The sequence below is a fragment of the Sphingomonas sp. Leaf339 genome, assembly GCF_001426195.1.
Taxonomy (GTDB): Bacteria; Pseudomonadota; Alphaproteobacteria; order Sphingomonadales; family Sphingomonadaceae; genus Sphingomonas.
Window position 1 is genome coordinate 1 of the sequence record NZ_LMRS01000009.1, and the last position, 14163, is coordinate 14163.

12 protein-coding genes and 1 pseudogene are annotated in these 14163 nt (G+C 60.9%); 9 read left to right on the forward strand and 4 right to left on the reverse strand.

The features are described from left to right. The coding region (locus ASG67_RS06695; protein WP_156460693.1) for an SDR family NAD(P)-dependent oxidoreductase at positions 1–420 on the forward strand (420 nt) is incomplete at its 5' end. 160 nt (positions 421–580) lie between these two features. Beyond that, on the forward strand, positions 581–865 hold the full coding sequence (locus tag ASG67_RS06700) for a hypothetical protein (RefSeq protein ID WP_056527402.1): 285 nt from the start codon (positions 581–583) through the stop codon (positions 863–865). Between the two features lie 83 nt (positions 866–948). On the opposite strand, the gene ASG67_RS18240 is transcribed toward ASG67_RS06700, so the two are convergent. Together ASG67_RS18240 and ASG67_RS06705 are read right to left on the reverse strand one after the other, a co-directional pair. After that, the gene (locus tag ASG67_RS18240; RefSeq protein WP_321163530.1) at positions 949–1464 is read right to left on the reverse strand and encodes a GNAT family N-acetyltransferase; all 516 of its coding nucleotides are present in this window, start codon (positions 1462–1464) and stop codon (positions 949–951) included. Positions 1465–1494: 30 nt separating this feature from the next. Then, complete coding sequence (locus ASG67_RS06705) at positions 1495–2181, reverse strand: TetR/AcrR family transcriptional regulator (RefSeq protein ID WP_082543365.1); 687 nt, start codon at positions 2179–2181, stop codon at positions 1495–1497. Between ASG67_RS06705 and ASG67_RS06710 the strand changes: the two genes are divergently transcribed. After that, positions 2180–3661, forward strand: a complete 1482-nt coding sequence (locus ASG67_RS06710) for a flavin-containing monooxygenase (protein WP_056527408.1) — start codon at positions 2180–2182, stop codon at positions 3659–3661. The genes ASG67_RS06705 and ASG67_RS06710 overlap by 2 nt on opposite strands. Further along, positions 3658–4476: an SDR family NAD(P)-dependent oxidoreductase gene (locus ASG67_RS06715; protein ID WP_200940743.1), complete on the forward strand. Its 819-nt coding sequence runs from the start codon at positions 3658–3660 to the stop codon at positions 4474–4476. The genes ASG67_RS06710 and ASG67_RS06715 overlap by 4 nt, the downstream gene beginning before the upstream one ends. 16 nt (positions 4477–4492) lie before the next feature. Here ASG67_RS06715 and ASG67_RS06720 read toward each other — a convergent pair whose 3' ends face one another. Then, positions 4493–5128: a TetR/AcrR family transcriptional regulator gene (locus tag ASG67_RS06720; RefSeq protein WP_056527414.1), complete on the reverse strand. Its 636-nt coding sequence runs from the start codon at positions 5126–5128 to the stop codon at positions 4493–4495. A 64-nt stretch (positions 5129–5192) separates the two neighbouring features. Beyond that, positions 5193–7550, reverse strand: coding sequence for a TonB-dependent receptor (locus ASG67_RS06725; protein WP_056527416.1), 2358 nt, complete (start codon positions 7548–7550; stop codon positions 5193–5195). A 113-nt stretch (positions 7551–7663) separates the two neighbouring features. Between ASG67_RS06725 and ASG67_RS06730 the strand changes: the two genes are divergently transcribed. The 5 genes and pseudogenes from ASG67_RS06730 to ASG67_RS18245 form a co-directional block, all read left to right on the forward strand. Next, positions 7664–9886: a beta-glucosidase gene (locus tag ASG67_RS06730; protein WP_235535088.1), complete on the forward strand. Its 2223-nt coding sequence runs from the start codon at positions 7664–7666 to the stop codon at positions 9884–9886. A gap of 23 nt (positions 9887–9909) precedes the next feature. Next, on the forward strand, positions 9910–10821 hold the full coding sequence (locus tag ASG67_RS06735; RefSeq protein ID WP_414887457.1) for an alpha/beta hydrolase: 912 nt from the start codon (positions 9910–9912) through the stop codon (positions 10819–10821). 286 nt (positions 10822–11107) lie between these two features. Continuing rightward, complete coding sequence (locus tag ASG67_RS06740; RefSeq protein WP_156460694.1) at positions 11108–11824, forward strand: alpha/beta hydrolase family protein; 717 nt, start codon at positions 11108–11110, stop codon at positions 11822–11824. A 515-nt stretch (positions 11825–12339) separates the two neighbouring features. Then, positions 12340–12477 (forward strand): hypothetical protein, encoded by a 138-nt coding sequence (locus ASG67_RS18810; protein ID WP_156460695.1) that lies wholly within the window; start codon positions 12340–12342, stop codon positions 12475–12477. A gap of 1081 nt (positions 12478–13558) precedes the next feature. After that, a pseudogene (locus tag ASG67_RS18245) lies at positions 13559–14163 on the forward strand (IS5 family transposase); the annotation flags it as partial.

A 14163-nucleotide genomic window follows, 5' to 3' on the forward strand; every position in this document is an offset into this window, starting at 1 on the left:
CCGCTTGAACTCGTCCGTGAACCGACGCTTCGTCGTACTCGCCATCATACACCTCCTGACTCCGCAAAGCCTATCATCGGTGTCCGCCAAACCGAGGGAAGATCAATGGTCAGCAGCAGCCTGGGCTCGCTTGCCTGGGCATCGGACTTTGAGGCGCCGATGGCCGAGGTAAATCTGCTTGGCTACAACAGCTCGAAGTCGGCGTTGAATGCGGTGACAGTGGCATTCGCCAAGGATCTCGCGCCGCTTGGCTTCAAGGTTAATGCCGGCTGCCCGGGCTATACCGCGACCGACCTGAACCAGCACACAGGCTCACGCACTCCGGAGCAGGGGGCTGTGATCGGTATTCGACTAGCTACTTTACCTGACGATGGACCCACTGGTGGCTTCTTCGACGATGATGGTACGGTAGCTTGGTGACGTTTAAATTGACGTGGGACGCCTGATTGATTGTGGACAGGCGTCCACTTCGTTGATCCGGTTCAGGCCCGTGCATGACCGCAATTGGATCAGCGCCGCCCGGTCGCCAAGCACTGATCCCCAGTATAAAGGGCAAGCCGCGATCACGCCAAGGAACACCATGGTCACAACCGAGCATCTCACACCTGACGACTATGGCCTTCTCATCCTCGCACCTGAAATTGCGCTCGGCAGTGGCTGGCTTGGCGGCGACAGAGTCGTCGGTCGCGGAGCTATCCGTGACATGTTAAATAAGGCCACTCGCTTCAACAAAGGCGAGCAGCAGAGGTTGACTATCCATGTCCCCAGCAGAGTGATCACGCTCCGGTTGGATGAGATCGCATCATACTACGGAGAGGAACATCGCTCCGCGTTGGCTGCTGAGACGATGTTCCTTTCCGAATAGCGCTTTTGGTAAGCGAAGCGATCGGAGTTGGTGCGTCGTTTCGGAACCCGAACAGCAGGGCGCTTTGACTCAAATATTAGGAGCTACGCTACAAGAGCCAGCTGAAAGAATTGATTATGGGGGCTGAGCCGATAATCGGCGAACGCACCACACGGAGCGAACCCGGCACTACGGTAAAGTGATATGGCCGGCGCGTGTAGTGCGGCAGTTCCAGTTTCAAGGCTCAACCGAGTGTAGCCGCGCCGGCGAGCTTCCGCGATAATATGCTCAAGCATCGCTCGCCCTACCCCTGTGCCACGTGCGGCCGGGGCCACCCGCATGGATTTCAGCTCGCCATGTGCGCAGTCCAGTTCCTTTAGCGCGCCGAACCCGGCCAGGTTTTTGTCGTTCCATGCCGTCCAGAAGGTGACGCTAGCTGCCGAAAGGCCAGACGCATCAAGTGCAAAAGCGTGATCGGCCATTACGCCCTGCAACTCTCGCAAGTGATGGTCCAATAGATTCGTGACGTATGGTTCTTTTGGATCGTCTACCCGTATTTGCATTTCACTATTGCCCCCAAGAGTGATGACCAGCGCTTGGCCGGTTGTGCCGGCATTCATTGTCAAAGCGTAGCCTTTCCGCTGCGCACGTTAGTCGCTCGGCCGTGCCGTTACGCATAGTATCCACGCCGCGGCGACAATCTCCTCCAATGAGCACTTATAGTTCTCGGCGCCCCAGGCGAGGGCAATGTGTAACAGCCCTCCTTCGACACCGCGTCGGAGCATCGCATTGATTTTGACGGGGCCGCGATCATCAGGATCGAGGGCCGCAAAGAGCGGCTCGGAGAGGTCATGCATCGAACGTCGAATTGCCTCGTCGATCAACGGATCTACGCCGACGATTTCAACCAGGAACACGCGTGCCGTGGTGGGATTAGCGCGTAGCGTCGCGAAATATGCGCCCAGCATCCGTCGGGTACGATCTTCAGTCGGTAGGGTGGGATCGTCGACCGCAACGATCTGCGTCAACACTGCGGCGATCACCTGATCGAACGCGGCGAGTAGCAGCGCCTCCCCATGCGCAAAACTTTCGTAAAAATATCGTTCGGTAAGGCCTGCCTCGCGACAGATCGCGCGCACGCCCGTGCTGTGGAACCCCTGCGAGCCATACAAGCGCACAGCGGCTTGTATTAGCATTGTCCGCCGCTCAGCCCGTCGAGCGTCAAGCGTCTGCCCGGTCCACCGTTTTGTTGTCGCCGTCATTCCGGCAGAGTAGCAATATTGACAATGACAACAAGCATTGTCATTAGGTTCGGGAATATGGTGGGAGTCGGACATGACCGGTATGGAGCATCTGGACGTGCTGGTGGTGGGCGCCGGTCTGTCGGGGATCGACGCCGCGTTCTGGTTGAAGACTGGCAATGCCACGCGGAGCTGGGCGATCTTCGAGGGGCGCGATGCGATCGGCGGCACGTGGGATCTGTTCCGCTATCCGGGCATTCGCTCGGATTCGGACATGACGACGCTGGGCTTCCCATTCCGTCCATGGCGAGGTGAGAAAGCGATCGCTGCGGGTGAGGACATCCGCGACTATATCCGCGACACCGCGGCAGCGTTCGACATTGACGCCAAGGTGCGACTTCGCCACCGCGTCACGACTGCAGACTGGTCCTCGGCGGACGCGTTGTGGATCGTGTCGTATACCGTCGACGGCATCGCGGCCCAACTGACCTGCCGCTTCCTGTTCCTGTGTTCTGGCTATTACGACTATGCCGCGGGGCATGCGCCGACCTGGCCTGGAATAGACGCGTTCGCGGGACAGGTTGTCCACCCGCAATTCTGGCCTGACGATCTTTCGGTCGCGGGCAAGGACGTCGTGGTCGTGGGTTCGGGTGCGACCGCGGTGACGCTGGTTCCGGCCATCGTCGACCAGGGCGCCGCACATGTTACGATGCTGCAGCGATCGCCGACCTATATCGTCTCACGACCGTCACGCGACGATCGCGCCGCGACGTTGCGCCGCTGGCTGCCTGACAAGGTAGCGGAGGCGGCGGTGCGGTGGAAGAATATCGGCTACGGCATCTTCGTTTACGGTGTGTCGCGGCGCAAACCACATGTCTTGAAGCAGAAGATTAGGCAACAGCAGCGCGCGATGCTGGGGCCGGACTTCGACATCGCCACCCACCTGACGCCGCGCTACGACCCGTGGGATCAGCGGCTGTGCCTCGTCCCTGACGGCGATCTGTTCAAGGTGCTGCGCAACGGGCGGGCGTCGATCGCGACCGATGAGATCGCGGAGTTTACGCGTGACGGTGTCCAGTTGAAGAGCGGCGAGGCCATCCCCGCCGACATCGTCGTGACCGCGACGGGGCTCAAGGTGCAGCTCATGGGCGGTGCGCGACTGACCGTCGATGGCGCCCTTGTCGATCCGGGCAAGCAGCTGCTTTACAAGGGAGCGATGCTAGACGGTGTGCCCAATCTCGCTTTCGCGATCGGCTACACCAACGCGTCCTGGACCCTCAAATGCGACCTGACGTCGCAGTTCGTCCGCCGCCTGCTCGATCATATGGATCGTCGCAAGATGGACAGCGTCGTACCGGTTGCGCCGCCATCGACTACGGGCGACGAACCGATCCTCGACCTGAGCTCAGGATATGTGCAACGGGCGGCAGACCTTCTGCCTCGGCAAGGTGCGAGCGCGCCTTGGAAGGTGAAGCAGAACTACCTCCGCGACCTGTTGGCGTTCCGTACTGGGCGCATCGATGACGGTGTGCTGCGCTTTGGTCGGCGTGGTTTGACCAGAGAGAACGCAGCATGAGCGCCCGGATGAAGCTTGCCGGCAAGGTGGCGGTAGTGACTGGCGCAGCGGGCGGAATAGGCCGTGCGATCGCGCGATCGTTGGCCGTGCGTGGCTGTCACGTCGCGCTGGCCGACGTGAATGAGGACGGGCTGGCTGAAACCGCTGCAATGATCGGAAACAGCGTCCGCGTCACCCGTCACAGGCTCGATGTTGCGGACCGCGATGCTGTCGCCGCCTTTCCGGCTGTGGTTTTGGCGGCGCACGGACACGTCGACGTCGTCGTCAACAACGCTGGTGTCGCCCTGAGTGGTTCCTTCGCACAGCTCACCGAGGCGGAGTTCGATTGGCTCTTGGACATCAACCTGCACGGCGTCGTCCGCATGTCACGAGCGTTCCTGCCGCTGCTACGGCAGCGTGAGCAGGCACAGCTGGTCAACCTCTCCAGCCTGTTCGGAATCATCGCACCACCGGGCCAGAGCGCATATGCTGCGGCGAAGTTTGCCGTACGCGGCTTTTCCGAGGCTCTGCGCCACGAACTGATCGCAGCACATTCGACGGTTGGTGTGACCGTGGTGCATCCAGGCGGTGTGAAGACCGGTATCGCCACCAACGCACGCGCCGGTGCTGCAGTCGGAGTCGAAGAACGCGAGCGGCAGCAGGCGCACTTTTCGAAGGCGCTGAAGCTCAGCCCCGAACAGGCCGGCGAGATCATTGTTACTGGGATCGAGCAGCGGCGAGCCCGGGTGCTGGTCGGACGGGACGCAAAGATCGTCGCGATGATCGAGCGGATCATGCCGGTCGCTTACTGGCGGCTGCTCGGACGCGGACGGTGATAATTGCCCGTGAGCGTTACGATGGGGGAGGGGAGCCCAGCAATTCTTCGAGCGTGCCGTTGGGCGCGAGGCGCTCAAGCATGTTCGAAAGTAGAATCACGGAAGCTCGCATTGCGTTGGGATCGTCGATGAAATCACGGCCTATCGACATGCCGTGCATCGCCCAGACAACCAGCCGGATGGCGGTTGTGTCGCGGACCTTGGCGCCGAGACGATCCAGAAAAGCGGTCACCGCCAGTTCCTCGATCTCTGCCTGGACCGGCTTGATCAGCGCGGCGAGCTCGGGATCGCTCCGCGAAGCGACGAAGATCTCCAGCACCGCGACACCGGAGGGCCGCGAAAGCACCTCCCACGAGATCTGAGGCCAGTCCGATACGCGTGATCCGGTACCCCATTCACGTTGCAAGTCCTGGTAGGCGACCACTTCCTGTTGGAAGACCCATCGTACGACTTCCGCAATGAATGAGGCCCGGGTCGTGAAGTGATGCGTGATTGCACCGCGGCTGACGCCGGCTTCGTCGGCAATTTCAGCGTTACTTGCGCGACTGTAGCCCAGGCGGCTGATTGCGCGCACTGCTGCCTCGAACAGCGCGCCGCGCGTTTCTGCGGTGCGTTGTTCCTGCGTGCGCCTTACAACCTTGGTCTCGCTCATCGTCACTCCTGCCGCCCTACTGACCGATCGACCGCGTGCCGACAAGCGACACGCGGTGCGATGATCAGAAGCGCCATTCGAAGGCACCGCCTATCCGGCGGAAGGCATTGTCCGGCAGCGTCTGGACATATTGTCCGACCGAGAAGTTTCCTGGGAAGATTGCCGCGGCGTAGCGCTTGTCGAACAGGTTGCGGACGAACACGCTGAAGCGCGCATGATCGCTGATATCGCCGATACCGATCGTCGCATTGACCAGCGAATAGCCCTCCTGGATCGTGCTGGGATCGTTGATCGCGTAATAGAAGCGGCTGCGATAGCGCCAGTCTGCGTTGAGGAAGACCTTGAGATCATTGCCAATGGGCTGGTCGACATTAGCAGCAAGGCTTGTCGTCCACTTCGATGCGCCGACCAGCGGGGACCCTGCCGCATTGAAGCTGGGTCCGGGTAGCGAACAGCCCTGTGCAGCGGTCTGCCCGAAATAGCAGGCCACGTTGTAGTTGCCATATTCGGTGTCGAGATAGGTAACACCGCCCGACAGGCTGACACCATGCAGTGGTCGTACGACAGCCTCGGCCTCGACGCCGCGCGTCTTCAACGTGCTGGCATTACCGGTACGGAAGGTACCCAGACCCCCGTTCAGCGTGGGGTCGAAGACCTGAGCCTGAAAATCTCGGAAGTTGTTGATGAAACCCGCCAGGTTGAGGCTGACCCGACGGTCGGCGAGGTCGAACTTGGCGCCGATCTCATAGGCGTCGACCTTCTCCGGATCGACGTTGAACGCAACGCCTGCGGCGGAGCTGACCGCCGGCCCTTTATAGCCGCGGGTATAGGTTGCATAGACGTTTGCGGTAGATGCGATCGAATATTCGATACCGCCACGTGCAGAGAACCCGTCGGCGTTGCGGTTGGCGACGATCGGCGCGGCTGATGTGCCAACACAGCCTCTGCCGCCGCTCAGCAGGAATGTAACGAGGTTGCAGACGCCCGAGACGGCAGTAACGGTTGTCGTGGAATCGATCTCGTCACGCGTATACCGGCCGCCCGCGATCAGGTGGAGCGACGGCGTCACGTTGAACGTGAGCTGCGCGAAGCCTGCATAGCTCTTCGTCCCATAGTCGAAGTTCGACTGGCCATTGACTGGCGACAATCGGACCGGCGTGCTTGCGGGGAAGACGCCGAACGTGCCCGCCTGCAGGATTTGGGCGTCGATATGCTGTTTGAAGAAATACAGCCCCGCCGTGTAGTCGACGAAGCCGTGGCCATTATTGGCAACACGCAGTTCCTCCGAGAACTGGTGGGATTGCGAGTTGGCGATATTAGTGTCGAAGAACGCGACCGGCGTCTGATCGACGTCATTGTTAGCGCGAGCGCGCAGGTCGCGGTACGCCGTGACCGAGGTGACGGTGAGCGGCCCTGCATCGTAGCTCGCCGAGAATTGTGCCCCGAGGCTATGTTCGTCGCGGAGAACGTCGGTGCTCCCGATCGCAGTCTTGTTATTGGTCGGCGAGGCGACAACGCCGAGCGCACTGTTCTGCATGAACACGAAGTTGGCGGGCGCGAAGGGTCGGAAGGCGGCGGGGATCGGCGTCGCATCGTTGCCGCCGAACTTGCGGATCGTGGAATACGCTTCGATCCCGCTATTGTTCTGGTAATCGACGATTCCGTACAGCGAAAGCCGGTCGGTCGGTTCCCACAGCAGCTTGGCCGTGCCGAAATACCGGCGGACCGGATCAAGACGACCTGGTCCAACAAGCTGCGTCGAGGGCTTCTGGTATTGATAGCCGCCAACGACACGCAAAGCTGCGGTGTTGCCGATGGGCACGTTGACGACGGCCTGCGTCTGGACCTGGTCACGGCTGCCCGCCTGAACCCGACCGCTGCTGCTGAACTCACCAAGTTGTGGCTTGGTGGTGGAGATCGAAATAAGGCCAGCAGTCGTGTTCTTGCCGAACAGCAGCCCTTGTGGCCCGCGCAGTACTTCGACACGTTCGACATCGGCGAGCGAGTTGAGCGGGACGTAGCGCGGCAGCGTGATGTTGACGTCGTCGACCGCTATGCCGACGGCCGACTCAATGCCGTAGTCGAACGAGTTGGTGCCGACGCCGCGGATTGCGAAGTTCGGCACACCAGGCGTCGCCGTGAAGTTCAGACTAGGCGCGCGCTGGGTAATGTCGGCAAGCTGATTGGCTCCCGTCTCGCGAAGCGACTGGCCGTTCACGACGGTGATGGCGATCGGCACGTCGCGGAGATTCTCGGTCCGTCGCTGAGCCGTCACGACGATGTCGCCTTCGGTGCCGGTAGGGTCCGAAACTTGAGCTGCCTCGCTCGCTCCGTTCGGTGTCACCGGGGTTCCGGTCTGTGCCTGAGCCGTTCCCGCCCAAGCCAGAATGCTCGAGCCCACCAGCAGTGCCAATCCACGCATCGTCGTTATCCTCACCCGTCCAGCGGTCCCTGCCGCTTGACAACGATCATTGTCTGTAAGAAACATACTGTCAAGCACGCACGTAAAGTGAAATGCTGCGTCGGGGAGTGGTGATGATAAGGATGACCCATCGGTCGGTATTGCTTGGTGGCGTGCTGGTGACCTGTGTGACAGCAGCCTTCGCGCAGGAACGGCCATCGAGCGGTATGGCAAGGCCAGCCACGGCAGATACGCGTGCGGCCGCTACCGAACGCGCCATGCAAGGTGATGAGCGGACCGTGCTGACGCATGGCCTTTGGGCGATTCCGTTGATCCCTAACGTTCGCATTCCTGCTGAGGCGATATTGGGCGCTGGCTACGTCACCGGGATCCCCCGGCTCGGCGTGCCAGCGCTGGTTGAGACCGATGCGAGTCTAGGCGTCTCGTACATCGCCAATCTTCGTAAGGACGGGGCGACCGCGCTGCCGTCGGCGACCGCAATGGGATCGACGTGGAACCCGGATCTGATCCGCCGCGGCAATGCGATGATTGCGGGCGAGGCGCGCGCGAAGGGGTTCAACGTGCTGCTTGGTGGTGGCATCAATCTGATGCGCGATCCACGCAATGGGCGGACGTTTGAATATTTCGGCGAGGATCCACTTCATTCGGGGCTTCTCGGCGGTGCCGCGATCGACGGCGTCCAGTCGCAGCACGTGCTGTCGACGGTGAAGCATTTTGCCCTCAACGCGCAGGAGACGGGGCGTCACGCGGTCGACGGTAAACTTGCCGATGATGCGTTCCGCATGAGCGATCTACTCGCCTTCGAGATCGCGATCGACCGTGGCCAGCCCGGCTCGGTGATGTGCGCGTATAACCGCGTTAACGGTGCGCCAGCATGCGGCAGCCATTACCTGCTTAACCGCGTATTGAAGCAGGATTGGCGCTACCCAGGGTTCGTCATGTCCGATTGGGGTGCGGTTGGCGCCCTCGATTTTGCTCTTGCCGGGCTGGATCAGCAATCGGGCGCGCAGATCGACAAGAAGATCTTCTTCGGTGTGCCACTCGCCGAGGCGGCTGCCCGCGATCCGGCTTATGCCGCGCGCGTCACCGACATGAACCGGCGCATCTTGCGTTCGATCTACGCGGTCGGGCTTGATACGCATCCGCCGGTCAAGGCCGACATCGATTTTGCGGCGAATGCCGGCATTGCCCGAAGCGTTGCCGACGAAGGGATCGTGTTGCTGCGGAACTCCAATGCGTTGCTGCCGCTGTCGAAGGACGTGCGCTCGATCGCGGTGATCGGTGGGTATGCTGATGCGGGCGTGCTGTCGGGCGGCGGATCGACGCAGGTGCAACCGCTTGGTGGCCCGTCCGTCTCGCTGCCAATGGGAGGCGAGGGGCCGCTCGCGAAATACAATAACCAGACCTATCATGGCACCGCGCCACTCGCCGCGATCCGTGCGCTGGCGCCAAACGCCAACGTGACATTCCATGACGGGCGCTATCCGGCGGAGGCTGTTGCGGCAGCAAAAACGGCGGACGTGACGATCGTCTTTGCGACGCAGTGGATGGCCGAAGGCGCAGACGTGCCGGATCTGTCGCTGCCGGGTGGGCAGGACGCGCTGATCGCTGCGGTGACCACCGCGAATCCTAAGACGATCGTCGTTCTTGAAACCGGTGGGCCGGTCCTGATGCCATGGCTTAATCGCACAGGTGCGGTGATGGAGGCGTGGTATGGCGGCGTGCGTGGTGGCGATGCGATCGCCGCAACGTTGTTTGGCGATAGCAATCCATCTGGTCGGTTACCCGTCACTTTTCCCGCATCGCTTGACCAGCTGCCGCGCCCGGCGCTGCCGTATGCCGGAATGATCGACCGGGACTTTGCCGCCGGAACCGCGGCTGGGACGCGCTATCCGATCGATTACGATATCGAGGGCGCAGACGTGGGCTACCGGTGGTTCGCGCGCAAGAATGCTACGCCGTTGTTCCCGTTCGGCTTCGGACTCAGCTACACCCAGTTCCAGTCCGGCCCGATGAAGGTCACCGGGGGCGCGCAGCCAAAGGCGACGGTAACGATCCGCAATACCGGCACGCGCGCAGGTAGCGACGTCGCGCAACTCTACCTCGTCTCGACACCTGCAGGACGCACACTGCGGCTTGCTGGCTTTGCCAAGGTCGCCGTGCAGCCAGGGGCTACGGCGAACGTCACGGTTCAAATCGAACCTCGCATACTAGCCGACAGCAAAGGTGGACGCTGGACGATGCCGGCAGGACGCTATGGCTTCGCGCTCGGGCGCTCGGCAACCGACCTTGGCCCTGTCGTCACTGTCAACCTGCCAGCGCGCCCGTGGCGCTGACCAATCACTGTAGGAGCATGCCCGTGAAACGCTTCAGCCAGTTCGTCACTGCCCTTTCCCTTGCCCTCCCCACGGCCGTGACGGCGCAGGGCATCCCGGTCGAACCGATCGCGACACCCCCGCAAACCGGTGCGATTGCACTGGGCACTGGCGGCGTGCCCGGCATGCCGGCGGAAAGCTGGTTCAAGCTCGCCAGTCGCCCCACGGTCCGCAACGTCGCAACCGCGACACTTTTGCCGGTGCTGCCCGACAAGGCAAAGGCGACAGGCGCTGCGGTCATCATCGCGCCGGGCGGCGGTTTCCTGATGGAGTCGATGGAGGCCGAGGCGATGAAGCCGGCACGCTGGCTTGCCGATCACGGCATCGCCGCCTTCGTTCTCAAATACCGTCTCGATGCGACACCGGCTTCGCTGGATGCGTTCAAGCAGGCCGCGCTGGCGCGTTTCGCTGCTGCCGCAGCGGCTGGAGCGAAGGGCGGTGCCGTAGTCCCGGCGCCTGCACCGGCGCTCGCCGATGCGCAGGCGGCAGTAAAGCTGGTGCGGGCACGTGCGGGGGAATGGGGCGTCGATCCACGCCGCGTCGCCTATCTCGGCTTTTCCGCCGGCGCGATCATGGGGGTCGATCTGGTCAAGACAGCAGCACCGGGCACCACGCCGGACCTGTTTGCCGCCATCTATCCCTCAATGGCACCAACGACCGTCGCCGTAGGCGCTCCGCCGCTGTTCGTTGCGGTGGCCAACGACGACGAGCTGTTCGGCAAGCAGGGCTATGGCCTGCCCGACAGCTGGCGCCGCGCCGGGCGGCCGGTCGAACTTCACGTCTACGAACATGGCGGCCATGGCTTCGGCTTCGACGGCAAGGCGGGCACGACCAGCACTGGCTGGAGCACAGCGCTGCTCACCTGGTTCGGCGCGCACGGCTGGCTGACGAAATAGCAGGAGTTGCCGGAAGCTAATCGCTACTCTTCGAGGAGACGGAACGATGCGTTGGTCAATATTGGGCGCAATAAGCGCGATGCTGCTCATGCAGCCGGCAACGGCTGCGACATACGAGGCCAAGGGGCCGATCGAACGTCATTATGCGGCGTACGGTCCATGGGCCACGACGACAACCGTCTCGACCCACGCCTGCGACCGTGAGGGCAATCTTTGCGACATCTGGTATCCGGCTGACCTTGGCGCCAACCCGCTCAAGGGGCGGACCAGCGGCTTTCAGCATCCTGTGATTGTCTTCGCCAACGGCACGGCGGATACGGTCCCGGCGGAGAAGAACGCATTTTTCCTGCGCCATCTCGCGAGCTGGGGCTTCATCGTCATTCGATCGCGCGACGGCTCGACGGGGCAGGGTGAAACGGTCACCGACGCGAAGGACTTCCTACTCACTCAATCCCGCGATCCGAGTAGCGTTTTTTACGGTAAGGTGGACGCCGACAATATCGGTCTGGCAGGCCATTCGCAGGGTGCGGCGACCGCGGCTTTGCTGTTCTCGCGGAACGATCCTGCGTTCAAGACCTACGTGCCGATCGAAACCCCACTACGCGCGGTCTGCGTGGTGGCGAACTGCTCGATCGACCTTGGCGCGCTGTCAAAAGTTACCCGTGGTTCCATTTTCTATGTTGGTGGCGACGTCGATGTGATCTCAAGCCTGCCGACCAATCTGGGCTATTACGTGCCGACTTCGGATGCGGTCGACAAGGTGATGGGGATGATCGCGCTTGGCGGCCATACCGAGATCGAGGGCAATCCTGGTTGCGCGAGCGGCGGTATCCCGGCGTCGTGCAATCTCGGTGTTTATCCCTTGCTCGGATATCCCACCGCCTGGTTCATGTGGAAGTTGCAGGGAGCGGCCGATGGGCCGGCCGCGTTCGCTAAAAACGGTGAACTGAGCAACGCGGCACCCGGATGGCTCGGCGTCCTTAGCAATATCCAACGACCCTAAGATGCATGATCTCACGACGGCGCGGTCGCGTCATTTGTGGTGGGGCCTGTTGGCTATTGGTACCTGTACCGCACTGCTCGTCGCCGTATTCGTGTTTTATTCGCCGCCTCTGGTCGGGCTTCCGCCTGATAGTGTACGCGTGGTATCGGTCCCGGCAGTTGGCGGTCAAGCCTCAGGCAGCAACGTATCCGCCGGACTTGTCGACCGAGGCCTAGCACGGTCTGATTGGATGGGCTCTGACCGCACCGTTATACTGCGCGCGCTTGCCTTGCCGGCGGATGCCCGATTGCGCGAGGTGATAGGCTCCAATTCTAGGCATCAGGTTGTTTGCGGACAGGTACAGCCTGGGGCGGGGCAGGCCTTCCGTCGCTTCTTTTACGCGAAGACCGCAAGGATGGGGGCCATAGCTGACGGTGGCGCCGAGTTCGATCAAACCTTCGCCGAGTTATGCGTTGAGGCTAAATGATCCCGACGTCGATCCAGGCACTACGACTTCGAAATATACAGAGATAATTATGGATGAATCGTTCGGGCCTTTAAAAGACAAGCTTGAGCAGACCTTGAAACTTGCGGATGATCTTGAACTCAGAGTTGTTGGTGCCTGGATATCAATGGCGATTGACGCTCTATCCATTGAAGGCGAGACAGCTTGAGCCACCTGGGCTTGGGGAAGACCTTTTTGAATCTACAGTCTGGTATCAACCAGATTGGAGACCTCTTGACTTCACATTGAAGAAGCAGATGATTAAGCCCCCGATTTGATATGCGGATGGCCGAATTTTGGCTGCCAACATACGAAATTTCGATCTAGTCGTATAGTTCAAAGCGCCGATTGCAGACACTCTGCGCGACTTATAATCTGCCTACGACCGGTCATCCATTTAATCTTACATATCGGTAGGTAGCGTGCTGGCGGAAAGGTCGAAGGGTGTCCTGTCTCAGCAAAGCATGAAGACGAAGAGGTGGAATATGTGCCTGCTTGAGCAATAGCCAAAATACTGACGCTGGCCGTTTTCATCATTGCGACCTTTGAATGGTGGGTCGAGCGTTCATCGCGAGTGCTAGCCATCGATCTACTTCTAATCGGGCTGTGGCTAGCAATCCGCCGTTTGAAGCCGTCAGATTACGATCCCGCTTGGCCGCGCAAGTCAAAGAATGACCCGTAGCGCCGTAGCTCAACTGAATTGTGTTAGGCCAGGCGGTCGGGCCGCTTTCCTTCCCCCCACCACGACATTCGCGAGCGGATAGCCATGCTCGAAAATCGAAGATGGACCACTGTCCGAAGTTGGGAAGCGAGGAAAGGCGCTCGAACGTCTGCTTGTGGGTCTGGGCGGAAGGTGTCGGACGGGGCGCGTCCGCCCAGTTTCGAACATCCGCTAATAGCCGCAGCTTCAGATAGCCAGTTTAACACCTATGCAGTATTTTGTCCCATTTATTAAGTGTAGATGCTTTTGAAGCGAATTGGCACCGACAGTATTGGACTGGTAATGGTAGATTCCGCCACTAGGCTCTGCCCAACGTTGCGATAAACCGTCATTCGCTCATATCCGTCGCCAATATAACTTATCTCAACATTGTCGCCGGCTAGCTTTGCTGATAGGTCGAGAACTTGACCATCGTTTATCTTCCATTTCATCGATCCATCGTCTGAAAAAACGTGAATTATCGGCCTAGGGTCAGGACCCATTGAAGTGAGAGGCGCGATCTGATTCAGGCTCCGTGAGGAAAGCGTGGATGAGCGACCTGTACTGGCTAACGGATGAGCAGATGGCGCGTCTGCAACCGTTCTTTCCCAAGAGCCATGGCAGGCCTCGGGTCGATGATCGGCGGGTGCTCAGCGGCATCGTTTTCGTCAATCGCAACGGGCTGCGCTGGTGTGATGCGCCGAAGGACTATGGGCCCCACAAGACGCTCTACAATCGCTGGAAGCGGTGGGGCGAGAGGGGTGTCTTCTTGCGCATGATGGAGGGGCTCGCGGCAGCGGAAGCCGTGCCGAAAACGGTCATGATCGACGCGACCTACCTGAAGGCACACCGCACGGCATCGAGTCTGCGGGTAAAAAAGGGGATCTCGGCCGCCTGATCGGCCGCACGAAAGGCGGCATGAACACCAAACTGCACGCCGTCAGCGATGCGGATGGGCGGCCCTTGAGCTTCTTCATGACCGCCGGGCAGGTCAGCGACTACACCGGCGCGGCAGCCTTGCTCGACGATCTGCCGAAAGCGCAATGGCTGCTTGGCGACCGTGGTTATGACGCCGATTGGTTCAGGGACGCCCTGGAAGCCAAGGGCATCCAGCCCTGCATCCCGGGCCGCAGATCGCGCAACGAGCCGGTCAGA

Coding starts and splice junctions, on each gene's coding strand:
- ASG67_RS06700 (WP_056527402.1), top strand. CDS start 581: ATGGTCACAACCGAGCATCTCACACCTGACGACTATGGCCTTCTCATC.
- ASG67_RS18240 (WP_321163530.1), bottom strand. CDS start 1,464: ATGAATGCCGGCACAACCGGCCAAGCGCTGGTCATCACTCTTGGGGGC.
- ASG67_RS06710 (WP_056527408.1), top strand. CDS start 2,180: ATGACCGGTATGGAGCATCTGGACGTGCTGGTGGTGGGCGCCGGTCTG.
- ASG67_RS06705 (WP_082543365.1), bottom strand. CDS start 2,181: ATGTCCGACTCCCACCATATTCCCGAACCTAATGACAATGCTTGTTGT.
- ASG67_RS06715 (WP_200940743.1), top strand. CDS start 3,658: ATGAGCGCCCGGATGAAGCTTGCCGGCAAGGTGGCGGTAGTGACTGGC.
- ASG67_RS06720 (WP_056527414.1), bottom strand. CDS start 5,128: ATGAGCGAGACCAAGGTTGTAAGGCGCACGCAGGAACAACGCACCGCA.
- ASG67_RS06725 (WP_056527416.1), bottom strand. CDS start 7,550: ATGCGTGGATTGGCACTGCTGGTGGGCTCGAGCATTCTGGCTTGGGCG.
- ASG67_RS06730 (WP_235535088.1), top strand. CDS start 7,664: ATGATAAGGATGACCCATCGGTCGGTATTGCTTGGTGGCGTGCTGGTG.
- ASG67_RS18810 (WP_156460695.1), top strand. CDS start 12,340: ATGGATGAATCGTTCGGGCCTTTAAAAGACAAGCTTGAGCAGACCTTG.